14 protein-coding genes are annotated in these 22,558 nt (G+C 54.4%); 6 read left to right on the top strand and 8 right to left on the bottom strand.

The annotated features are described in order from the left end of the window. Positions 1-126: 126 nt before the first annotated feature. Together A0U94_RS15065 and A0U94_RS15060 are read left to right on the top strand one after the other, a co-directional pair. A complete protein-coding gene (locus tag A0U94_RS15065) occupies positions 127-4,488 on the top strand; it encodes an NACHT domain-containing protein (protein WP_077804134.1) in 4,362 nt (1,453 codons plus the stop codon). Between the two features lie 301 nt (positions 4,489-4,789). Then, on the top strand, positions 4,790-5,881 hold the full coding sequence (locus A0U94_RS15060) for a hypothetical protein (RefSeq protein ID WP_149026841.1): 1,092 nt from the start codon (positions 4,790-4,792) through the stop codon (positions 5,879-5,881). Between the two features lie 928 nt (positions 5,882-6,809). Here the strand turns inward: A0U94_RS15060 and A0U94_RS15055 are convergent. The 7 genes from A0U94_RS15055 to A0U94_RS15025 all read right to left on the bottom strand — a co-directional run bounded on the left by A0U94_RS15055 (position 6,810) and on the right by A0U94_RS15025 (position 12,217). Continuing rightward, a complete protein-coding gene (locus A0U94_RS15055) occupies positions 6,810-7,757 on the bottom strand; it encodes an aldo/keto reductase (protein ID WP_077804132.1) in 948 nt (315 codons plus the stop codon). Continuing rightward, entirely contained in the window at positions 7,754-8,344 is a 591-nt protein-coding gene (locus A0U94_RS15050; protein ID WP_077804131.1) for an AAA family ATPase, read from the bottom strand. Before A0U94_RS15050 ends, A0U94_RS15055 begins: the two co-directional genes overlap by 4 nt. After that, positions 8,341-8,922 carry a 3'-5' exonuclease gene (locus A0U94_RS15045; RefSeq protein WP_077804130.1) on the bottom strand — a complete coding sequence of 194 codons (582 nt, stop codon included), beginning with the start codon at positions 8,920-8,922 and terminating at the stop codon, positions 8,341-8,343. The genes A0U94_RS15050 and A0U94_RS15045 overlap by 4 nt, the downstream gene beginning before the upstream one ends. Continuing rightward, positions 8,919-10,055: a radical SAM protein gene (locus A0U94_RS15040; RefSeq protein WP_077804129.1), complete on the bottom strand. Its 1,137-nt coding sequence runs from the start codon at positions 10,053-10,055 to the stop codon at positions 8,919-8,921. The genes A0U94_RS15045 and A0U94_RS15040 overlap by 4 nt, the downstream gene beginning before the upstream one ends. Before the next feature lie 56 nt (positions 10,056-10,111). After that, positions 10,112-11,272 carry a DUF3800 domain-containing protein gene (locus A0U94_RS15035; RefSeq protein WP_077804128.1) on the bottom strand — a complete coding sequence of 387 codons (1,161 nt, stop codon included), beginning with the start codon at positions 11,270-11,272 and terminating at the stop codon, positions 10,112-10,114. Between the two features lie 310 nt (positions 11,273-11,582). Then, on the bottom strand, positions 11,583-11,879 hold the full coding sequence (locus A0U94_RS15030) for a helix-turn-helix domain-containing protein (protein ID WP_077804127.1): 297 nt from the start codon (positions 11,877-11,879) through the stop codon (positions 11,583-11,585). Then, positions 11,876-12,217 (bottom strand): type II toxin-antitoxin system RelE/ParE family toxin, encoded by a 342-nt coding sequence (locus tag A0U94_RS15025; protein ID WP_077804126.1) that lies wholly within the window; start codon positions 12,215-12,217, stop codon positions 11,876-11,878. The genes A0U94_RS15030 and A0U94_RS15025 overlap by 4 nt, the downstream gene beginning before the upstream one ends. Positions 12,218-12,643: 426 nt before the next feature. Between A0U94_RS15025 and A0U94_RS15020 the strand changes: the two genes are divergently transcribed. The 4 genes from A0U94_RS15020 (at position 12,644) to A0U94_RS15800 (ending at position 16,266) form a co-directional block, all read left to right on the top strand. Continuing rightward, positions 12,644-13,549: an HNH endonuclease gene (locus A0U94_RS15020; protein ID WP_077804125.1), complete on the top strand. Its 906-nt coding sequence runs from the start codon at positions 12,644-12,646 to the stop codon at positions 13,547-13,549. A gap of 399 nt (positions 13,550-13,948) precedes the next feature. Continuing rightward, positions 13,949-14,629 carry a hypothetical protein gene (locus tag A0U94_RS15015; RefSeq protein ID WP_077804124.1) on the top strand — a complete coding sequence of 227 codons (681 nt, stop codon included), beginning with the start codon at positions 13,949-13,951 and terminating at the stop codon, positions 14,627-14,629. Positions 14,630-14,803: 174 nt separating this feature from the next. Beyond that, positions 14,804-15,079 (top strand): FRG domain-containing protein, encoded by a 276-nt coding sequence (locus A0U94_RS16200; protein WP_338030063.1) that lies wholly within the window; start codon positions 14,804-14,806, stop codon positions 15,077-15,079. An 815-nt stretch (positions 15,080-15,894) separates the two neighbouring features. Then, the gene (locus A0U94_RS15800) at positions 15,895-16,266 is read left to right on the top strand and encodes a hypothetical protein (protein WP_149026839.1); all 372 of its coding nucleotides are present in this window, start codon (positions 15,895-15,897) and stop codon (positions 16,264-16,266) included. Positions 16,267-16,497: 231 nt separating this feature from the next. Here the strand turns inward: A0U94_RS15800 and A0U94_RS15005 are convergent, their stop codons facing one another. Further along, a complete protein-coding gene (locus tag A0U94_RS15005; protein ID WP_244178143.1) occupies positions 16,498-22,509 on the bottom strand; it encodes a DUF4011 domain-containing protein in 6,012 nt (2,003 codons plus the stop codon). Positions 22,510-22,558: the final 49 nt, after the last annotated feature.

Below are 22,558 nucleotides of genomic sequence, written 5' to 3'. Positions count from 1 at the left end.
GCTTTCGAACAGAAAAGTGAGACAGTCGCCATGATCATCGAGCTCAGACAGACGCAGCGGATAGGCGGCAGGCCTCGGCATAAACTGAACTTGCGCCAGAACAATAAGATGCGCATTTAGAAACGCATGGCAGGCGCCCAAAAACACTCTCAATATTCCGCTGTGCAGCGATCGTTCCGCGATCTCGGGCGAGAGGAAATCACAGACCTCAACAAGCTTGATGCGCTCGAGGCTATGGGATTTGGCGGCCGTCTCACATGGGATGATTTGCTAGTATCGTCTAGGGTTTTGCTGATTTCGGCTGCAGGGTCGGGTAAGACTCATGAATGCCGGGAGACGGCAAAGCGGTTGTTCCTCAATGGAAAGGCTGCGTTCTTTCTCACCCTCGAATCTGTTGCGACGACTGAACTGTCGCTCCTGTTCAACCGAGAACAGATGATGCGCTATCAGCAGTGGTTGGCCGACGGCCACTCCGAAGCGCATTTCTTTCTCGATTCTGCCGACGAACTCCTATTGTCTCACGGCAACTTCCGGCTCGCGTTGCACAAACTTACGCGCGCGATAGATGGTCAACTTCATCGAGCAAAGATTGTCGTCACCAGTCGGCCGATCGCGCTCGATCTTGATGCATTTGCCAGTGAAGTGCCTGTCGTCGAACCTGCACCGCCGCCAGATATTGTCGAAGATTCTGATGCAGAGTTCTGGCGTCTAATCAGCGGCGAGGTACTCAAGCAGCGATCCCAAGCGAAGAAGACACCGGTCGACCATGACCCGCAAAGCGGCGTCCGCATCGTCGGACTTACGCCTTTGAGCGAGGTGCAGATCAAGCAGATTGCTGAAGGCAAGCAAGTCAGGAACATTGCTGGGCTGCTAGCGGAGATCGGCCATAGACGCGCTTGGGAGTTCGCTCGGCGCCCTCAAGAACTGATTGAGATATGTGCCTATTGGAACGAATATAAGCGTCTTGGAACCCGCTCTGAACAGATCGCCGAAGATATCCGTCATAAACTTCAGGAAGCAGGGGAGCGCAAGCGCCACATTTGCCTGTCCGATGCACGAGCCCTCGAGGGCGCCGAACGATTAGCTCTCGCGCTAGTGTTGACTCGCAAAAGGACCATTCGTTTTTCAGACTTGTCGCTTGATGCACACGAGGTAGAAGCAGCGCTCGACCCTTCGATCATTCTTTATGACTGGTCGGACAAGGATCGAGTTGAATTACTGCAGCGTCCGTTGTTCGGGTTTGCCAGCTATGGACGTGTCCGCTTTCACCATCGCTCAGCTTCCGAATTTCTCGCGGCCAAGCGACTGCGGCGCCTCAGCGCCCACGGCCAAATGCCAAAGGCAGCGTTGTTTCGGCTCCTGTTCGGCGAATGCTATGGTCGGGATCTGGTATTCCCTTCGATGCGCCCAGTCGCGGCTTGGCTGGCAATAACGGACGACGCTGTACGCGATGAGATGGTGCGCCGAGAGCCTGAAGCCTTGATGGATGACGGTGACCCGGAAAGTTTTTCCACGAGCGCGCGCTCCCGCATCCTCGCGGCCTATGTCGAACGCTATGGAGGCGATGGCTGGCGCGGGGTGCGCATTCCCTACCCTCAAGTATTGCGTTTCGCATCGTCCGATCTGTCGCCCACCGTCCGTAGGCTTTGGCAAGAACAAAGCACCAGCCCAGAAGTTCGCGAACTGCTGATCGATCTCATTCGGGCGGCGCGCATGGACGATTGCTGTGATATCGCAATAGAAGTAGCACATGATCCCCAAGCGTCACTGACTGACCGTGTAACGGCTGTCACAGCTCTTGCAGAGATGAAGGCCCCGGGTGAGCTGGCAAGCCTGATCGCGTCATTACTAAGCAAACCGCACTGGCCATCGCGTGTGAAAGAGGGGGTGATTGATCCACTTTTCCCCAAACATCTTTCAGCTGAGGATTTCGTCCGGCTTCTCGGACAGATTGATGTCGACAAACGTAGTGTTGGCGGGATCGAATGGACACTGCCAAGGCTGATATCGCATTGGATGATCCCTGAAACGGAAGTCACTTTACTGCGTGATTTGTTGGCACGGCTGATCGAAGACAGCATCGAGCGTATTAAACACTGGCCGCTTTATACGAGCAAATATCGATACCTCACGTCGGCGTTGGCAGCATTTTGCCTGCGTCAGTTCGAGGATACTCATCTACCTACTGAGGGATTGCTTAAGGCCGCCATAGTCGCGGCTCGACTGAAAAACGATGAATTTGGCGATGAAAAGCCCGTAGAAGAAGTGATCGAGCGGCTCCGCCATGCCCCAAGAATTTGGCGAAAATTTATCTATTTAGCGGAGGGACGATTTTGGGCCGCACATGTTCCGCCCCGCAATGACAACGAATTCGGAATGAACATCGCCTACGCCTCTACCGTCGGTGCAATTGACTATGACGATTTCGACTGGCTGTTGGAGGTGGTGGCCGACACAGGCTGTGATCAGCGCATCCGCGCCGAGGCTTTCTACGATGCTCTACAGCTGCTTCGTGTGGATGGTCAGATACTTGAAGGTCGGGCCGCAGCTTTGCGCGAGGTTGCGAAGGATAATCTCGCCTGGATCGAAAGGCTGGCGCAATGGCTCGTCCCTGCGAAGTTGGATCGGTCCCACGCGGCGCAGGAAGCGAAGTGGAAGAGGCAGGCAGCTGCGCGGCAGGCCAAAGAAGCTGCGGCCATTCAAACTTGGATCGATTGGCGGCAGGATGTCTTGCGTGATCCCGATGCCTATTTCTCAAAAGCGAGCATTGCCAGAATAGTTAGTGATTTTGGGTATGTTCTTAATCATGATCTCAGAGACGTGGGGCAGCGCTCCCATTGGAGCGGCGCATTAATCTCGGGCCATTTTAATGCTGCGATCACCGAATGCGTGCGTACCGCCTTCTGCACCTATTGGCGCACCATCAAGGTTCCGCTGTACAGCAAGCGCCCTGCGGATGAACGAAATACTGTTTGGAGCGCCTGGATCCTTGCGCTAGCGGGGGTTTATGCTGAAGCAGAACACACGGGCTGGGCACGTGATCTCAAACGCAAGGATGCCGAGACAGCTGCTTGCCTGGCTTCTGCCGAGTCCGGCGGCTTCCCCCCATGGATAGTGGATTTGGTCGCGCATCAACCTGAGGCCGTCGAGGCTACGCTTGGTGAAGAGCTTTCAGCACAACTGGGTGATGCCGTCAGTTTCGAATTCCCGGGATTGCTCGCGGACTTCTCCCAGGCTGACCAGCAGGTCCTTGAGCTCTGCGCACCGCGCGTATGGGCATGGCTGTCGACGACCGAGGCTGCGTTCGCCGATGACAGGCAGCAGGCTCGAATGCATGATCATCTTGAGAGGGCGATCGACTACTTGCTTCGGAGTTCATTCGATCGGTCCCTTCTGATCACTCTGGCGCAAAACCGGCTCTTGGAGGGTCTTGGCGAACCTTTCACGCTGCTCTGGTTGATGCTTTTGCTGAGCACCGCGCCGCGAGAGGCTATTGGGCTGTTGGAACAGCATATCGGAACGCTTGATCCGCCAAGCCGGTATCGTCTGTGCGAAAATCTATTCGCCACGTTCGATGACCGACGCAGCGTCCGCTTCTGTCTCGATCTCTCTGGTCAAGATTTCACCCCTGCGGTGCTTCTTTCGCTGCTTAGGCTGGCTTATGCTGAAATCCGCCTCCGTGATGACATCGACCGGGCGGGCGGCGGAGTCTTCAGTCCGACTGCGCGCGACAAGGCGCAGGATGGGCGGGGAGCCGTGCTGAGTGCTCTGCTCGCCTGCACTGGCGCTGAGGCTTGGGCCATCAAGCAGGACATGCGGAATGACCCTTTGTTCGCCCACTTCAAAGACAGGCTCGACCAGCTTGCGAGCAAGAAAGCGGCCTGTGAAGCTGAAGGCCTCCCACTTGCCGATCGCGATATTTCGCAGATCGAGCTTTATGGCGAAGCCCCGCAGGCGGACCGCAACGGCATGTTTCGGATGATGATAGATCGGCTTACCGATCTTCAGCACGATATTCGCGCACACGAGTTTTCCGAGCGATCAATCCTGGTCGGTATCCAAAAGGAAAAGGATATGCAGGTATGGTTCGCCAAGCGTCTGCAGGAGCGCGAGAATGGAGCTTATCGTGTTGATCGTGAGGCGCTGGTGGTCAATGATAAGGAAACGGATATCCGTCTCCTTTCAGTGCGTTCGAATGTGAAGGCCGTGATCGAATTGAAACTTGCCAACAATGGGTATTCCGTTGTCGATCTCGAACGGGCTCTGGAAGACCAATTGATCGGTCAATATATGCAGCATGATGATTGTCGTGCAGGCTGCCTACTTGTGACCATGAGCAAGCACCGCACTTGGCGATGCCCGAATACTGGATCTGTGATTGATTTCTCGAGCCTTCTAAAGCGGCTCCAAAGCCTTGCAGCCAGCCTTGAGGTGAGGCTGAACTACCAAGTGAAGCTAGCGGTCGTGGGAATTGATTTAACCGCCTAACGCTTGCTTCACCTCGGCAGCTTTTCTCGTGACGACTAGATTGCGTAGTTAACCAACTGCGTAAGCTAGCCGAGAGCATGGGGGACGCCAGATGGCCTAATCTGGAAAGAAGCAAAGAATTTTAAGGGTAAGCATCCGCCACCGAAGCCTGCGGGCAGCCCTAAAGCGCCTGCTACCATGGACAATGGAAGCGTTCGCGTTCGGCCGCTGTCGATTGCCGAGGCAAAGCAAGGTTTGGCTGCATTCTACAATCTGGAACCTGAAGCGATCGAGATCGTAATTAGAGGATAGAGGTTTGATTATGAAGAAGTGGGGAGAACGAAAGCGAGATTATGCAAATATTTTAGCCGTATGGCCAGTTTACGAACCGGCTTCAGGGAACTGGTATCTGCACGAACTTTATGAAGACGATGACCTACCACCAAAATGGCGGTCCCGACAGATTGAAGGACCTGCAGGTAATCCTCGAGCAGATGGGTATCGCACTCGTGAGGAAGCATTTGTAGCGAGAGACAGCCTGAATGAGCAGTATCGTCAGACCCTTGCTCTCAGAAACGTGCCAGAAGTCCAGAAACGCTCTCTCCAACTGAAAGTCGAAAAGGCTCTCACAGCGAAAACGAGGCTGATGGACGAGGAACTGTTGATGCTTGTAGCTGCCAAAGGTAGAAATGCGGACTTGACGGTCGATACGTCAAATATTTCGTTCGCTGGGAATCCTAGATACGTTGATGACGAAATGGAAGCACTAAAGTCAGAATTAAAAAACCAGTTAATAGAAATGCCATATCTGAAAGCGGCATTGGTTAGCCTAGGAAATTTCTACCGGTATGTGACTTTTAAGATTGAAGACAATATTTGGTCAGAACCAAGGTATGCAGATAAAAGATGGGCATTGAAGGTTTGGAGAGCAAGAGTATCCGACGGATTCGATTTGGACTTCCGAGAGCATTGGGGACGAACAAAAGCTGCTATCCGGGAAATACTTCTGCCTGATGCAACGAAGGTGCTGTTGCGAGCCGATGTGAAAAAGATGTTGGACCAAGCCCTCGTGCAAGGCGAGCATGTGCTGGTGAGTGGCGGGTTCGTGTTCTGGTATGAGCCAGACGACGATATCGGCTGGCAGGTTAAAGTGACGTCTTCTGAGTCATCGGACGAAGGACGCACGATCTGGCATGAAGGGAAGATCATCTCCAAGAATTACGGGAGAATAGTTGTTCTTCCTTATATTAAAGAAAGTGGAGAGGGCGTGAATGGTCATACCAAAAACGTGGCGCACGATGGTCCAGCTATGCCTAGGCAAAAAAAGAACTATCGGGAGATCCCATTCAAAGAGGTAAAGAGCGACTTGATGATAGGTCTGTTTGGGGAGATCTATCGAAAGGATCTCATGTGAGAAGGCGCTGTGCGCCTCGTATTCGGTGATTTGGTATAGTCTGTTATCTCTAGCGCCGACTATTGTCTACATGTCTTAATTATACCTGACGTGGGCGCACAAGACCAATCGGTTTATCGGGTCGACTTGGGCTTACCGCTTTCACACCGGGTGAATGACGACCTCTAGCGAGCATAACCCGTTCATGCTGACCCCGGTCTGCGAGCCGTCGACCGCATGGCAAAACATGGTTTACTGACGCCATACGAAGCTGGTTTCGACCAGTGACAAGCTGGTGCCCAATCTGGACAGTGCGCGGTATGATCTGGAACTGATGCAATTAGGGGCCGAAGTTGTAGAGCCGGGAGATCGGTGAAGTTCTGTAATATCTAAAGTCCGCTAAAGGAATTACGATTGTGCTACCTAAAAGTCCCGAATGAGGCGAAAGCAGCAGGTCCGCTTACGCCTCATTTCGGTCATTCATGCTACAACATTGCTTTCCACATAGCGGACATGATTAGTTTGAGGCCCTGCCACCAGATTGGACCTGTAGGGGCATGTCTTGTTTGGGCGCAGACGAGAAGATACGCTCACGGGGATGACCCGCTGCTCGGACGCTATGCTGGCTCAGTCCTAGAAGCGACTCTCCTGACCGAAGCGATATGCTATCTGCTGATGCTGGCCGGTCTGGGCTTCGATCTGGAACCGGACCTCGGCACAGATCGCGTGCTGACGGATAACTTGACGCGGCTGAATCGGCTGGCGCGCGCATGGGCCGCGACAAACGCTTCTGCCTCGACGTAGGCCGGTGCCGAAGGTCTTACCTTCAGGGCAGATGGACTGCTGATGCTCCCGAAGGTAGAGTTCGCCGACGATGTAGCATCATCATCTGATCGGCATAGCTTGGACACGGTCGAAGCCATGTCAGCCCAAAGCATGCCAAGCCGCTTCAGTCTGAAACGTGCTGGGAGCACTTGTCCTCAATCATAGGGGCACGGACGGTGGTAAAGCCATCGGCGTCATCAAAAATCGCTGAGACGTGGTCCGGGGCTCGACAGCCGGGAATAGCTACTACATTGGTGCCCTGTGCAAGAACCCAGGCCAGTGCCCGGCGCGCGGAGGCCTGGGCCCCAACTTCGATATCGTCGCCAGAACTACCCTTGTGGCAGCGCCCGTTCGTGGAGAGCTGCGCGAAGGCCGGCATGGATGTCCTGAGATCGTCTGGCCGTGACGGCTTTGAGCCTGTCAGGATGCCTCGTCCTAATGGGGAGAAGGCCATGAAGCAGGCTCCCCGCGCAGCCGAAGCGGCAACCTCCGCTCCCTTGGGACCGGTCGCCAGGGAAAGCTCGTTCTGCACAGCACCGAGGGCGCATCCCATCGGCTGCCTTGCGATCAGGTCAGCGGAAACACTTGAGATCCCGAACTCGCCCACCTTGCCTGCGGAGATCAGATCCTCGATGCAGGCCTTAACGTCGTCGTCAGGCGTATCGGGATCGGTGCGGTGCTGGATCAACAGGTCGATGCGATCGCGCCTTAGGCGCGTGAGCGAGGCTTCGACTGACTGCCTGATCTGCGCGGGCCGACTGTCGCGATAGAGACTGCCCCCGGCATCAGCATAGAGGCCGAATTTGGTGGCGATGGTCGCATCGGGGCGGCCGCCCAGCACGTCGCCCAGCAACGTCTCGTTCGCGCCGTTGCCGTACAGCGGGGCGGTGTCGAAAAGCGTTACGCCATGATCGAGGGCTGCGATGATCGTCGCGATGGCTTGCTCACGGCCAACGGAGCCATAAATCCCTGTCAGCGCCATGCAACCGAGGCCGATGCGACGCTCGCCCGCCAGCCCGATCGCCCGGTGTTCGGCTATCCTTGCGGGCACGATCCGCTCGAAGTCCATCATGAGGCTTCACGGTCGTAATCTTCGAACGCGGCGATGGCGAGCGCCAGGGCTGCCTCCGCGCCGTCATGACAAAGAAGGTGGCGGTCGGGCATGAACCTGTCGACCACACGGGTCACCTCCTCGGCGGCCCGCGCGCGGAAAAGCGCATCCTCGTCACGCCCCGCACCGAGTTCGACCGATGGATCGAGGACCGTCAGGAATGCGAGGTCGTATTCGGACGCCCAGGCTTCGCAGATCCGCTCCAGAGCCCCGGCGCGGGCGGGAGCAATCGACCTGTTGGTGTGCCGCAGTGCGGCCAGAAAGTATCCGAGAGCGTCGGCGATGGGACGGTCCACGAGGATGACCTCTGCCGCGAGGGTGGCCTCGGCCTCCAGTTCGATGGCCCTCGCCATCAGCCACGCCGTGCTGTCGAAGGTGTGGTCGGCAAGAATCGGGAAGCCCTTATCCTTGGCGTTGACCGCGCTATCGTGGACGTAGGCCACGGCAATCCCGCGCTGCTCGAATAGTTCCTTCAGCCGTGTGAGGAAGGTCGTCTTGCCGGTGGAGTGCGTTCCTGCGACCGCGATGCGGAATGGTGGCCGCCTCACAGGAGCGAGCCCTGGGCGCGTCCCAGAATGTCCGCATCGGCAAGGATCGACCTTCGGTCATGCTCTGTCTGGTCACGCAGCATGTGGTCCAGAAGCAGAGCCGACAATACCGCGTCGAAGGGGGCGGAGTGCGCTTTCCCGCCGGTGATCTTTCCTGCCTCGGGGCTCAGGCCCAACTTGGATCCGAGATGCTCCAGACCATGCTTCTCCTCGGTGGGGAGAAGGCGCCGCGCGATCTTCAACGTGTCATAGGCAGCGGCGGGCTCCCACCCTTCAAGCGCCTGGCTGAGGATGTCGACCTCGACCTTAACGTTATGGCCAACGATGGGCTTGTCCTCGAGCCACAGCAGCACGTCATCGACGACGTCCTCGAACTCGGGCGCATCGGCCACGTCCTCGTCCCAGATCCCATGGATGCGGGAGGCGATGGGGGAGATGCCGTTCTTTGGCCTGAAGCGCCAATGCTTGCTGCGCCCGGTCAGAGTCAGCCCCTCCATCTCGGCGATCGCCAGTTCGACGATCTCAGGGGGTGACTTGCCGCTGCCTTCGACATCGACGGCCCACATTATCTCGCTCAATTCCAGCCCTCCTCGGCGCGGCCGTGGCGTTCCGGCAGATGCGGCTGAGCGCGATCATGCACCTGAAAGCCTAGCGAATGCTGGATAAAATAGCGCTGCTGCTCGGTGCTGTCCTCGACAATCACCTTTCCCGTAGCGATTTCAATTCGTCCCGGGTCTAGGCCGACCGCCTTCGCGAGCGACGACAGCCGCTCACGCGATGGCTCATGGTGACCTGCGGCGCATAGCCTGATCTGACCGGTAGGGCAGATGTCGCATATCTCGCGGATGCCGTAATGGCCGTTGTAGTCGGTCTCCCCATAGACGTAGGCGATGCCGCAGGAGGTCTTGCGGAAGATCGGCGCGCCGGAGTAGCGGCGCAGGACGTGCTGCTCGACCTCGCGCGGGAGGATCTTCCGCCTGGGTACGTCGGCATAGAGATCCTCAATGCCAGCCGAGCGGAAGTGTGCACGAATCTGCTCGCGGTGGAACAGGCCTGTAAAGACGGTGGCGTCGGCCAGTCGCGACAGCGCGCTCGCCCTGTCGATACAAGCGTCGGTGTCGTTGACACCGGCTATGATGGGGCGCCAGTAGAGTAGCCTCTTCGTCCGGCTGGCATGTTCGGCTAGCACCTCGAGCGACCTTTCCGCGATCATGCTGTCAACCGGTTCGAGACGGGGGTCCGCGATGCCAGACCAGGTCACAAGAACCGTGACCTTTAGATGCCGCAGGCGTTCGAGGCGTTTGACGTCCTCAGGCGTGACCTTCCAGCGGGTGATGACAAGAACGTGATTTCTGAGGCCGTGCCCATCGAGCAGTTCGAGGGAGTGTAGCATGTGCTGCTTCACCACAGGCAGAAACGGATCGGTCGCGCGGTTGAATATCTGGACCGGGGTGACGTGGGGCACGAAGGCCCAATGCGCGATCAACGTGGCCACGGCCTGTTCATCGTCCATCACGAGGTGAGGACGCTTCATCTCGAAGTTGTCGAATAGGTGGCGCACGCAGTAGCCGCAATCTAGCGGGCACCCGACGACGTGGTTCAGGCTGAGACCGGATTTCCTGTATTCTACGACATTGCCAAGGCTGGATGGCAGATCAGCGGGTGCGCTTCTGAGATACTTTTCACGTTCAAGATCGCCGACCGCTTCCATCACAGCTTCCTTTCCAACACGCTGCTCATTCCGCCCAAAGAGGGAATATTTCTATTCTAAATAGATATTGATGAATAATTCGCTCGAGGAACTATGCCGAGAAAGCGGACCAGGCTTTCCGGGGCCACGATGTTCACACCTGTTCCCCGCTCACGCACGCCAGCAGTTACAAGGCGGCTGAAAATCGACATCCGGCCAGGATCCATCGCCATTCCGGCCCAGACTGCATCCTGGATGTATCGTGCGACAAAGCCGGCCAGGACGTCGGCGATCTGGATGCCAATGCAATCGTGGGAGCGCACGAACTCCAACTTCGCGGCTTCCGAAAACTCGAAATCCGCGGTCTTGAATGCAGGTATCACATCCTCGTTGGTAAAGGCCTCCATCACCATTTTGTTCTGACGCAGGATGTCGCCGAACTGCAGTTGCTCGTCATGGAACAGCGTCACGCCCGACACCCGCTTTTCAAGGAACCGGTTGATCCGGGCATAGATGTGGGTGAAGGACGTCAGGTTCGGCAGGACCCAGAGGAGCTTGCCTTTAGGTGAAGTGTCCGAAATGGGCAGCGCGCGCTCCACCGCCCTTGCCTTGGGGAGTTTCCGAAAATCCTTGAGGCTGTCGCGAGTGAAACGGACGAAAGCATCGGCTACACCTTCGGTGGGAAGCCGACATGACTGGGCCCAGCGGATGATCTGCTTGTAGAAGTCGCGGACCTCGACGTAGTCCCGGCTCTGACAACAGGAGATGAAGGCTTGGGCTAGCTCAGGCGGCCCGTGGGTCGCCATGTGGTCCGCCATCACCCCCTTCATCCATAACGCGCCTGGCTGAACGTCGCACCCCCCAACATAGGGCACGACAATCCGATCTATGATGTTAGCGATGACGAAATAATGCTTGTCGACGGCCTCGATGAAGATCGGGGATCCTCGCTCCTCCAGCAGGTCGAGGAGGTCGGAGACGAATTGCGGCCGCTCATAGCTTTGTCTAGACTTCACTTCCTCGGACTGGATACGATGGGCCACCTTGAGGGCCTCGAACCGGTCCTTGAACGGCTGGTCCAGATCGCAACCCACGGCGGCAAGCGTGAACATGCGCTGCTCCTTGCCGTAGGTTTCGATCTTTGCCGTGGTCAGGTCGCCGGTGTTCCCACTCTCATCGATGTAATAGGTGGCAGGACGAGAGGTACGGCAATCCGATTGTGCTACAGTTTGCTCCATACCGCAGAATTCCTTTCACCCCTCACCGTTTAGTCGCACGATCGCCGAGGTGAGTCACCCCGGATTTGCGGGATTGTCTATCTATTGAGTGGTGGATGGACGAAAACTCGCTTTCGATGCTGGTGAATGAGTCTGTGGATGTCGGCTTTCAGAATATCTCACGGGTTATTTGAACGATCGGAATAGGATAAAAGCCTTCGCGAGGGTCGTCCGTGTGCGTGGCCGGTTTTACCGATCGCCCTACACAAAGCCGACATTCGGCTGTCCCCCATGTCGGCCGTCTGAATGAGCGTATCGGGACCTCTGTTTTTCAGCGAGCGGCAGGAAGCAGCTCACTCACTAACGACGGTCGCTTATCCAACATCGCCAGCAAAACCTGAGCCGGTCCGGTTGGCTGACGACGGCCATGCTCCCAGTTCAGAAGGGTCCCCTTGGCGACCCCGATGCTTCTGGCAAACTGTGCCTGAGAGAGTCCGGTCCGGGTTCTGATGGCCGCCACGTCAACCGACGGAACACGCACCTGGTGGGTCACACAGTCGTCAGCCGGAGCGTCCGAATAGGCAAGAGCCTCATTTAGCCCCTGCAGAATGCTGTCATAAGCGCTCATGATGGTTCTCCGTATTTCGCAACAAGCGTCTTGCTCAACCCTACCAGGGCGGCCTGTTCAGATCGCGTCAGATTGTCTTTCTCGTTTTTGGCAAAAACAGTCAGGAGAAACAGAGGCATCTGTCTTCCACCAAAAACGTAGAGAGTTCTGTACCCTCCCCTCTTCCCACCATTCTCGCGGGAAAAGCGGACCTTTCGCAGACCGCCGCCTAAAGAAAGGCCAGCATCTGGCATCGCAGCGAGCATGTTAATCAGAGCCATACGATCGTCGTCTGACATCAGGGCTTTTGCCCGCTTTATGAATTCAGGCAGTTCGACAACGGTCTGCAGCTTTGACATTCACAATGGAATATATGCCAATAGCATATACGTCAACGGCGTATAATTCAGAGAGGCAAGCAGTATGGCGGGTATTCAGACAAAGAGCACCCCAAAAACTGCACGAAATCTCCAAAACCGGCAGTTTTTCGCCATAAAATCTATGTCCGTTTTTTTACTTTATCGGACATAGGGGGTGAAGCACCCAAAACAACCAGCAAAGCTCTCTTCGAGGCGTGTTCCACAGACCTTCGTCTATGAACAAAGGCGCCTCCGGGAAAGACAGTCTGATCGTCTTTGGCTCGCGACTAACTTGGGGGGGAGTGCGGTCTGTCTGCTATTCGACGCAAGGATTTAAAAGCCGACGCCTCTCCCAATCTCGGTGCAGTTCATCATCGAGCGTGGGCAAAACATGACCTCGCAGCGTGGTGCGCCTATAATCTCGACATGACCTACTATCTACGTGACACCGGCGGCCAACGCATTCGGGCCTTCATCGACCTTGAGAACGGCGCGGTAAGGCTTCATAGCCGTGGCGGTGCGACTGGAGGCCGTGCGGAGAGAAATCCCGGGTATACTGATGCATTTGACGCTATTTTTGACCGCTTGTGCCCGCAAGACGCGGTCATTCGGCGTGTTGTTCTTGACAGCCAAAAGGCACGGAAGGGCAGCACGCCCGTCGTTCTAGCTGAATCAAGTGACTTCCGGCGTTTACCCCTTGGACAAGTTAAAGCGCAGATACGAAAGCGTATGCGAGAGCACGGTCGTGCGCCGGATGCAGTACCAAATCAGGGTAATTCGACAAAAGCAATACTTGTAAAAGTTTCTTTAAGTAAGAGCGAATTGATCCGAAGATTGCTTGCGGATGAGGTCCATGAGGCAGACTCGAAGGTTACCGTAGTTCCAGAAACTTACGTCCTCGGTTCACCGGCAAAGTACGATAGTAAGGGATCGGATAAGCACAGCACAGGCTCTGAAAATAATGCCCGTGATCGCAAGGCTGATGGTTCTTATGATGACTATGATGACGTTCCCCCGCCGGAAGAGGATAGGGAGTGGGCCGAAGGTCATCCAAGGCGAGTGGCACACCTGAAAAGGGAGCGTGCGTCTGGCCTCGCTGACCAAAAACGCAGGGCGTTTGTTGAAGATCATCAGCACCTAGCGTGCGAGTGCTGCGGTTTAATCCCGAGTATGACTCTCGGAGTGCACGGTGACGCGGTAATCGAAGTGCATCACAAGCTGCCGATCGCGCAGATGTCAGCGGGGCATCAAACTCGTCTCGAAGACCTACAATGTCTCTGTGCAAATTGCCACAGGATCATTCACAGGCAGATGAGCACAATGTCAGATTGAATGCTTTGAGCCGCCCCGGGATTGGCAGGGGCCCCGACCATGTACGCCACGTCCGCTTCGAGGAAGCCTTGGGCTACGCCGTAGCGTCCGATATGTAGGCGATGCCGCCTGTCTTGCTTCTACATCACTGAGCGGACAGGCATATCCGGGGGGGGGGGGGGGGCGGGAAGTCCGTTCTGGGAAATTATTTCACGATAGTGATTCCCTGCAAACAGTTTGTATTGTATAATAACGTAAAATTGTATTTCAATTTATCATATCATGATCTGGGTTAAAATGAAGTATTTTTCAAATGAAAGAGTCCTATTTACGGTATTTTTATCAATTTTCTTCTGCATAATTTTTTCAATATTAATTCCGTTATTGGGTTTTATTCATCATGTGATGGAAAATACAATTATGGATATTTACGGTTTGATATATAGATGGCAGACTGTTTACCAAACATGGATCGAAATCCTAATCGCATTACTCGCAGGTTTTGGAGTTTTGTGGCAAATATATACAGAAAAAGAAAAAATAGAATCTGAAAAAACAGCAAAATTAAAGGGCATTAAACCACAAGCACTATTCAGTCTTGTGAATATAAGAGAAGTCCTAGATCTTGATAGAGAAGCATGCCTTCGTACTTATAATAATTTTAATTATCTTATAGAAAATAATATTTTAATTGGACAAGAAAAAAATGATATAATGCGCAATTCTATTTCTCTGGAATTAATGAAATCGTTATTCGATATACTGCCTGTCAGCGACATCGACGCAAGGAAAAAAGTAAATGCTTTTTGCAATATAGTACAAGCTTACTCGTATTGGACTGGGTATATTCAAAAAAAACCATTTGTGCGCCTTGATGAACTGTGGCCAATTATATTCTATAATGCTGCTTTGATAGATATTTCTGAGTCTTTATTTCCATATCTACGAGATAAAGACGAAAAAATAACAATATCAATTGATAAAAATAAAGTGGAATCATATATAAAAAATAATTACCCTCCAGAGATAGTCGAGCAGATGGATAAATTTCGTCCGGACTCGGCAGATAATTATATATCTGCGATAAAAACCTTCTTATAATATTAGTCCTATCAAATCGGTAACGGATTTCGTCGGGGTCATGATAGCACTGGTTTCAAACTGACCCCCTTCATTTTCCGCAAAGCGACTACGCGCGAAAATGAGCATATCCTCTTGCGCTAACTCATCGCCGCTCATCCTGAGGATTTCGATCGAGATACGAGCGCACTGGAGATGTTGGTCAGAATGCAGCATTTCTCGCTGCCTACGCGGCTACTTGATGTGACAATGAAGCCGCTAGCAGCACTTTATTTTGCTTGCGAGACGGTTAAGAAGCGCGTGCCTACCTCAAATGGCAAAACTATGCAGAAAGATATGGACGGGCACGTTGTCATGCTCCATGTCGTCAAGCGACGGGTACGACACTTCGACAGCGATACAGTAAGCTGCCTCACAAATCTCGCGCGACTCTCTTTGGCCTATAAGAGCAAAATAAACACGAAGTTGTAGTTTGGAAAGTTCAATGAAATTACACCCTTCAAAAGACTAATTCATTTCATTAGGGCAGGAAAAGAGCGGCTTTCTTGATGAGATCGAGCCCAATGATCTAGATTTTGTCATCTTAGTGAAGCCAAAGCAGAACAATAAGCGCATTCTAGCGCAGGCGGGGGCATTTTTTGCCTTCGGCTTAGATGAAGAAATCAAGTCAAACTCTATCGACAGGATTAAAGTGGAGCATATTTCATCCCCGCCGGCGCTAAGGAGGATATTCTCAGAGAACTCAACAAGCTCGGCATCAATGAAAAGACTATGTTCCCGGACATCGAACGCGCCGCACGTTACATCACGGGGATGTTGTCCTCCGGCAACGCGGCGACAAAGGTATTGCAGCGCCCTTCAAGATAGGTCCATTTCGTAAGAAGTTGATCGTGAGCCACTGCTAATCCCACCCAAGCAAACGGGAGTTGTGCCCAATAATGCGCTCCGAGGCGAGCATTCCACAACCGTCCTAGGCCGGATAATGTGCTGTGATTTAAGTCATGTCCGCTTACGAGAATACATGTTGTTGTGTCCTATGTCTGCGTTGAGGGCGTAAACGGACCTGCTGCTTCCGCCTCATATCGGTCATTCGCAAAGCTCTATATAGCAAGTGAAAGCGGAATTCTGATAATTGCTCTTGTTACATGTGGAAGGCATCAGTGACACCTCACTTGTTTGGCCTGCATTTTCAGCATGGCAAAATATCTTGCGGGCGTGATATATTCATCTAATAGTCAGAATTCATCATGGTTTTAATAAAGGCAATACGCAAAGGAAAGTGCATCGTGAAATACAAAAACTATTCCTGTTCTTCGCAAGCAAAAAAACCCGAATACAATATTCCATTACTTCATGATTATTGCATCACTGGTGCAGATCATGAAAATAAAACAAACCATTGCTTCTCAACGTTTCATTTGTGGAGATTGGTTTTAAAGGAAAAAAATGGTGAATTTATCGAAATGTGGAAAGACATGGATTGGGTTTCTCCTAAAGAAATATTAGATATTTTAATTACTTCGACAGATAATTTGTATTCCGGTAAAGAAAATTTTGCGAGTATTGAAACAGGTGAAAAAATAGAGCTTGAATTTAGAATTGCGCATAATGCTAGCTGTTTTGATTTAAGTAAGATGCCAGGTAAACCTCAAAAATAGATACAGAATAGAGCTTTCATAATGAAAATAGTCTGTTTCCTGAATCGTCTCTACAACCGTAGAAGCCGCTCAATCTATGTATAATGTCATCCAACGTCAGGTTTTGCGCCTCAATTGAGAGATAGGAGACATTCCGCTTCCCCCCCTTCTGCGACATTTCCAAAGAACGGGTATTACGGTTTTTAATCCCTTTGAAAGCGTATCAGTTCAAAAGGAGCAAGCAGCGCTTCCCTATAGATGAGGCGTGTCGTGTGCATCTTTCATACGGCGCGCTTCATTTAGAGCCATGGCGAAGCGAGCGCGCGTTGCCTGTCCCATACGGCTCATGCCGCAGGCATCGCGCATTCTTGCAATGGCATCCTCGTCTGGGCAGTCGATGGCGATAGCGCGGCAGGCGAGGTCTACGAGGGCTGCAAGAGGGACTAGCGCCGGGTCCAAGGATTTCTCAGCCGGTAATGATGCCAAGGATAGCCGTGAAACGACAGGCTGTCGATCCGACCACAGAAAAGTGCCAACATCTTCCTCGGTGCGCGCCATTGATGAGGGAATAGCGCGTTGGACGCGTTCACGAATCTCCCTACCGACGCGACTGAAACCGTGTGCCCGTGACAGGGTCTGAATAAGGGAATCTTCCCGAATGACCCTTGCCTGATCGATTGTGCGAACGACAAGGCGAGTCAACGTCGGCAAATAATCGTCCTGCGTGAATCTGGATGGATCAGCCTCGACATCCGAACTGGTCGCATCATCTGATGGAATATGTTCGGGTGCCTTTGCATAAAGGGGCTCTAAATGTTTGGTTCCTTTAGGTGATGTCTCTGAGACGGGTTCGTCAGCAACGGATTCAACTTTCGGGATTTCGGTCGAAACAACAGGTTCTTCTTCGCGCTCATTTACAGTCGCGTTCAGCAGTGCCTCAGCTTTTGCTGCATCCTGCTCTGCCTGATCAGCGCGCTTCTGACGGGCAATCTCCAGAAAGCTCTGTAGGGCAGCATCAGTCCGTTCAACCTCACGAGGGGCGTTCGTCCACCAGTCCGTGGACCAGATACGCAGAATATTCCAGCCGAGGTTCTCAAGCACAGCCTGTCTCAGGCGATCTCGATCGCGTGCCGTGGCACTCCGGTGATATGTGGCGCCATCGCATTCGACGCCTGCGAGGAAAGTGCTAGGTAAATCGGGATCAATGACCCCAAGATCCACGCGGAATCCGGAAACACCGACCTGTGTCGTGACCTCCCATCCTTTTGCTTGAAGCATCGTCGCAACTTCGACTTCGAAGAGACTGTCATACCCTCCAACAGACCCTGCATGCGCGCCGGCCAGAGCCATTGGGCCTCGTTCAGCGAACAACAGGAAGCGTCGCAGATCCCTGACACCGGCGGCGCGTGTTCGTTCTATCGCAATCTGATCCCCCCGCAGCGACCCAAACACGATTAACTGTTCACGAGCGCGGGTGATCGCCACATTAAGACGACGTTCCCCACCGTCACGGTTCAGGGGGCCAAAATTCATGGAGATTTTGCCTGCGATATCAGGCCCGTACGTGAGTGAGAACAGCATGACATCACGCTCTTCGCCCTGCACGTTTTCCAGATTTTTCACAAGTACCGCTTCATGAGCCTGCTCGCCCGTGAACCTTTCAAGCGCAGGGTCTTTGCGGACTTCAGCATCCAGAAGATCGACAATCAGTTTTTGCTGCTCTCCGTTGAACGTAACGATACCAACCGAGCGATCGGTACCATCGCGCATGATCCGGACAGCTTCGGCGATCACCATCCGCGCCTCCGCAGGATTAGTGTGCGACCCATTTTTGCCGGGTTCATAAATCCCTTTCGGGACAAAGCGGAAAGAGACTGCCTGATCCGCCGTGACCGGTGACGGAAAGGTGACCAGATCGCCACCGTAATAAGCCTGATTTGAAAAAGCGATCAGGCTTTCGTGACGACTGCGATAATGCCACTCCAGACTGATGGCCGGGATACCCGCCCCGAGGCATTCGTCAAGGATCGAGTCAAGATCGGTCATTTCGTCGGATGTATCAGCATCAGCCGCCGCTCGACCCGCGGTGAAGAAGTCCGTGGGCGGTAGTTGCTTGGGATCGCCAACCACGATGACCTGCTTGCCACGACCGATGGCGCCAATTGCGTCCCATGTTGCGATCTGGGACGCTTCGTCGAAGATGACAAGATCGAACGGATCTGCGTCGGCGGGCAGATACTGAGCGACCGATAACGGACTCATCATGAGACAAGGCGTGAGGGTCCGAAGGGCGCCTGGCATCTTTTCAGCCAATTGACGGAGCGGAAGATGACGGGTTTTCTTGGCAATCTCGCGTGTCAGAACTTTGTATTCTGGATCGTGCTGCCGCGCGGCTTCACCGGGGATACGTCCGGCAAGGCGTGCACGGATCAGACGAATGGCCAGGGTTTTCAGCTTTTCGTCCAGTTCGCGGAACTTGATGATGCGCCCTTCATGGGTTGCAGCCACGAAACTACTCAGCAGAGCAGAATCACTGACGGCGTGCATGGTCCACCAGCGCGCATAATTGGCTTCGAAAACGGCCAGCACGTCGTCCTGCGCGACTAACCCGTGTTCGATGGCTTCGATCATGGGTGTTAGACCGAGTTGCGTGGCTTGATGGCAGGCGCGACGCCATGAACACCAGTCACGCAGTTCACGGGCCGCCTCTTTCCAGTCCCGCAGCTTGTCAGCGGTCTGTTCGAGCCAGGCAGGATTTTCGGGGTAAATCAGGCGGCTAGTGTCGCTGGCGCTACAACTTCCCAGTGTTTTCAGGGCGGCATCAAGGTTGGCAAATGCCGCGAGATAACGGGTCAGGGATGCGTGGATTGTTCCGCCAGGGGCCAGAAGATCCTGACCTTCTGCCAGCAGCGTCCTGAGGTGGGCGCGAGCAGTGAGCAGTTCTCCCGTTTCGGCTGTACAGCCCGCAAGGCGAGTGCGTGTTTCCTGTCCCCAGCCAAATGCGGCGTTGATTGCGTCGAAGTCAGTCTCCAGACCCCGCCACATCGGACCGATGCTTGTCTTGTGAGAAGCATTCCCGAGCTTTTCAAGAAGGGCCGCACGTTCGACAAGAGCCTCAAGGTCGTTTTCGCAGTCTTCAGGCAGGGCGATGGCATGAGGCTCAAGCCGCTTACGGATAGCTTTTTGCCCCATGGAACGCGCAAGCAGCCATTTTTCCTTGGTGGTACGCCATTCCGCAAGTGTTTCAGCCAGCGAAAGAGATCGTATGCTGTCTTTCCAGCGGGTATCAAGATCTGCTGTCAGGGCGTGGCACCGCGCAACAGATTCCTGTTCCAGTAATACGGCATCGCGTGTTTCGCGGGCGCTTTCCGTGAAGCTCCATGCCACTGCGTGGGGCAACAGAAGATGGGAGCAAAACGCTTTGATCTGCTCAAGTCGCTGATGGGAAAGATTGTTCTGAGGCAGCGAAAGCGCCTTGGTAACGCTCAGCGCCGCCTCTCTTAGCGTGTCGAGGGCAGAGAGTGCTTCCTTGACAGCGTCAAGCAGTTTGCCTTCCCACAGCGGTGACCAGTCCGTCTGTTCAAGACCTGCCAGTCTGGGTGATACGACAACATCTCCGATACGGGCATAAAGGGTCGACAGATCTTCAACGGACTGGACCAGCGCATCGTAATCGGTTTTTGAATGAACATCCGCATTGGCCCATTCCAGAGGGATGCGGGTAATGGAGGATTCCTGAGCGCGAAGAGTGACGCCAATTCCGCGATAGGGCGTCCAGCCATTGCGACGGGGCTTATGGAGATCGCGGACGTAGGCGTTAAGTTCGGTACGAATGGTGTCAAGCGTCTGCTTTGTGCGCGAATATTCCTCAGGTTGGAAATCCTCAAGCGCAGCCTGTGCGGTCTGGAACTGTTGCAGCACCGCCATCTTGTTCGCCTTTGGCGAGAATAGATCCAGACAGAACTCAGCAATGCCTAGTTTGGCCAGACGCGCACGGACCACTTCAAGGGCCGTCCGTTTTTCAGCCACAAAAAGGACCGTACGACCCTGCGCGAGCGTGTTGGCAATGATGTTGCCAATGGTCTGGCTTTTCCCTGTACCGGGCGGCCCGATCAGGACAAAATTTTCGCCCGCTGCTGCGCGTGCGATAGCCTTGAGCTGAGATGAGTCGGCTTCCATCGGGCAAACGAGATCGGCTTTGGCGAGAGCGTCGTCGAGATCGCCAGCAGGATTAAAGCCCTCCGCCAGTGCAGAACCGGTCTGTCCGCCGTCTTGCACCCCGTTCAGCAGACGGCTGGCAACGTCATTTGTCGCGAGATGCTCTTTCCGTTCCAGCAGGTCCTTCCACATCAGGAATTTCGCGAAGCTCAATGTCGTCAGACTGACATGTTCGCGAATTTCCCATCCCGGAATATGTCGAAGATGCAACCGGAAGGCTTCGATAATTTTTGGAACATCAAGGCCGGACTCATCTTCCGGAAGCGCATCACCTTCCAGCAGGGGGATCCGGATATCGTATTCGGCACGCAGCATTTCCAGCAGCGTTGTGTTGATACGGGTTTCATCCCCGTGCGCCCGTAATGTGAATGGTGACTTGATGCTGGCTCTTTCCAGAATGACCGGCACGAGAATGAGCGGAGCGAGATACGGTCTGGATTTGTCCTGAGATGTCCAGGCCAGCGCCCCGATGGTCAGGAAAAGTACGTTCGTGCCGCCTTCCTGTTCGGAGCTTCGGGCATGACGATAAATTTCGGTCAGTGCGGTCTGAAGTTTGTCCTCTTTCCGCTGAACGACGATCTCGCGCCGTTTGAGAGCTTCCAGCGCATACGCTCTGGAAGCGTCTTCGTGATGTCGTCCCTGATGGAGAGCCTTGTTTCTGGGATCATCGTCGTCCATGAGCCCCGGGGCCGCGACAAAACGAAGCGGTTTGGCACTGCTGCCGGCGCGCATCTCCGCCACCATGTCTTCCAGCGCAGCCGCATCCGGGCAGTCGAGTTCAATCAATTGCCGATCGGATTTAGGAAGGTTCAGCAGCCGGTTGCGCGCGGACATGTCGAGCAGGCGATTGCACCATCTCTGCACGCGATCTGCCGGACGATCCGGCAGGCGCTCTTCCTCGCGGTCCTCACGTAACGGGGGAGGAGCCTCGAATGCCGGTTGTCCCGCTGACTCATCGAGGGCGGTTTCTGCCGCGTCGTCAGCCGGCGTGGCAGCAGAGGTGGAGAGGGGACGAATACGGCGCAGGCGTGCCCGGTGAATATCGATAACTTCGCGGAACGCGTCCTGATCGTCATCGTCTATGTCGCGCAGATGGGCCTCGCCCCGCTCGCATGCTGCGGCGAAGCTGGGTTTGCGTGCTGCCGTCGCCAAAGTTGTTTCAAAGACACGTAGATCGTCGAGCTTCAGGCGGTTGCGAATGCCAGGCAGATCCTGGACTACCGAAGAACCCGCATCCTGCTGGGCCAGCCACAGGCCCGCGAAGGCGTGCCCGCGCGTCAGGACGATCAGGGGACGCAGACCAATGGCTTCGAGACATGCGGCAAACAGAACGGTCGTATCGAGACAGGTCGCCAGACGTTCCTCGACAACCTGTGTTGGAAGACGGATACGCTGGCCGTTTTCAACGAAAGACGCAGGCGGATTGATGTAGGTGATATCCAGCGCACAGATGGCGCACCACAGCGCCTGAGACTGCGCCCATACACGCGCCTTGTCCCCCTGATAACCTTCGAGGGAAGGGGATTGCCCCGCTTGCCGGAGGATTTCGGATGCGCTGCGCAGGATACGGGCAATAGCGGGGTCATTGGGAAGTACAAAAGCGGCGAGGATGTCGGGGATACCGGACAGGCCACCCCATTCATTGCGGGCAAGCATCCGGACATCGCGTGTTACCCTCGCAAGTTCCTGTTCTCCCGCACGGGCGACAATGGTCACGACGGCCCTTGATGCCTCGGTCTGGGCCGAAAGCAATGAGCCATCCAGTGTCAGGTCACGATCGTTCAGAACCCGAAGTTCATCGGGACCGATCTGCTGGAGCATCCACGACCGAGGCGTCAGAAAATGCGGCTCGCTGGTAATGGTTATTTCAATAACCGGATATGTATTTTCGCTTCTGTTGTCGAATTCCAATTCTTCAAGGATCGGGACACTATTCTCCCACAGGCTAGCGTTGACCGTTTCCTGTAAGACGATCCGAAGTTCGGGCTTTTTTTCCTCTGTGGTGATTTCAACGTCCTCAGCAATCTGTTCATGGTCGGCTGTCACTGAAATCTCCACAACGCTCAATAATCTCACACATGCGCCTGTGATCTCG

Origin of the sequence: Gluconobacter albidus, from assembly GCF_002005485.1 — a bacterium.
GTDB classification, from domain to species: Bacteria; Pseudomonadota; Alphaproteobacteria; order Acetobacterales; family Acetobacteraceae; genus Gluconobacter; species Gluconobacter albidus.
This window is presented reverse-complemented; position numbering and strand designations above follow the sequence as displayed.

Coding starts and splice junctions, on each gene's coding strand:
- A0U94_RS15065 (WP_077804134.1), top strand. CDS start 127: ATGGCAGGCGCCCAAAAACACTCTCAATATTCCGCTGTGCAGCGATCG.
- A0U94_RS15060 (WP_149026841.1), top strand. CDS start 4,790: ATGAAGAAGTGGGGAGAACGAAAGCGAGATTATGCAAATATTTTAGCC.
- A0U94_RS15055 (WP_077804132.1), bottom strand. CDS start 7,757: ATGATGGACTTCGAGCGGATCGTGCCCGCAAGGATAGCCGAACACCGG.
- A0U94_RS15040 (WP_077804129.1), bottom strand. CDS start 10,055: ATGGAAGCGGTCGGCGATCTTGAACGTGAAAAGTATCTCAGAAGCGCA.
- A0U94_RS15035 (WP_077804128.1), bottom strand. CDS start 11,272: ATGGAGCAAACTGTAGCACAATCGGATTGCCGTACCTCTCGTCCTGCC.
- A0U94_RS15030 (WP_077804127.1), bottom strand. CDS start 11,879: ATGAGCGCTTATGACAGCATTCTGCAGGGGCTAAATGAGGCTCTTGCC.
- A0U94_RS15025 (WP_077804126.1), bottom strand. CDS start 12,217: ATGTCAAAGCTGCAGACCGTTGTCGAACTGCCTGAATTCATAAAGCGG.
- A0U94_RS15020 (WP_077804125.1), top strand. CDS start 12,644: ATGACCTACTATCTACGTGACACCGGCGGCCAACGCATTCGGGCCTTC.
- A0U94_RS15015 (WP_077804124.1), top strand. CDS start 13,949: ATGGATATTTACGGTTTGATATATAGATGGCAGACTGTTTACCAAACA.
- A0U94_RS16200 (WP_338030063.1), top strand. CDS start 14,804: ATGTTGGTCAGAATGCAGCATTTCTCGCTGCCTACGCGGCTACTTGAT.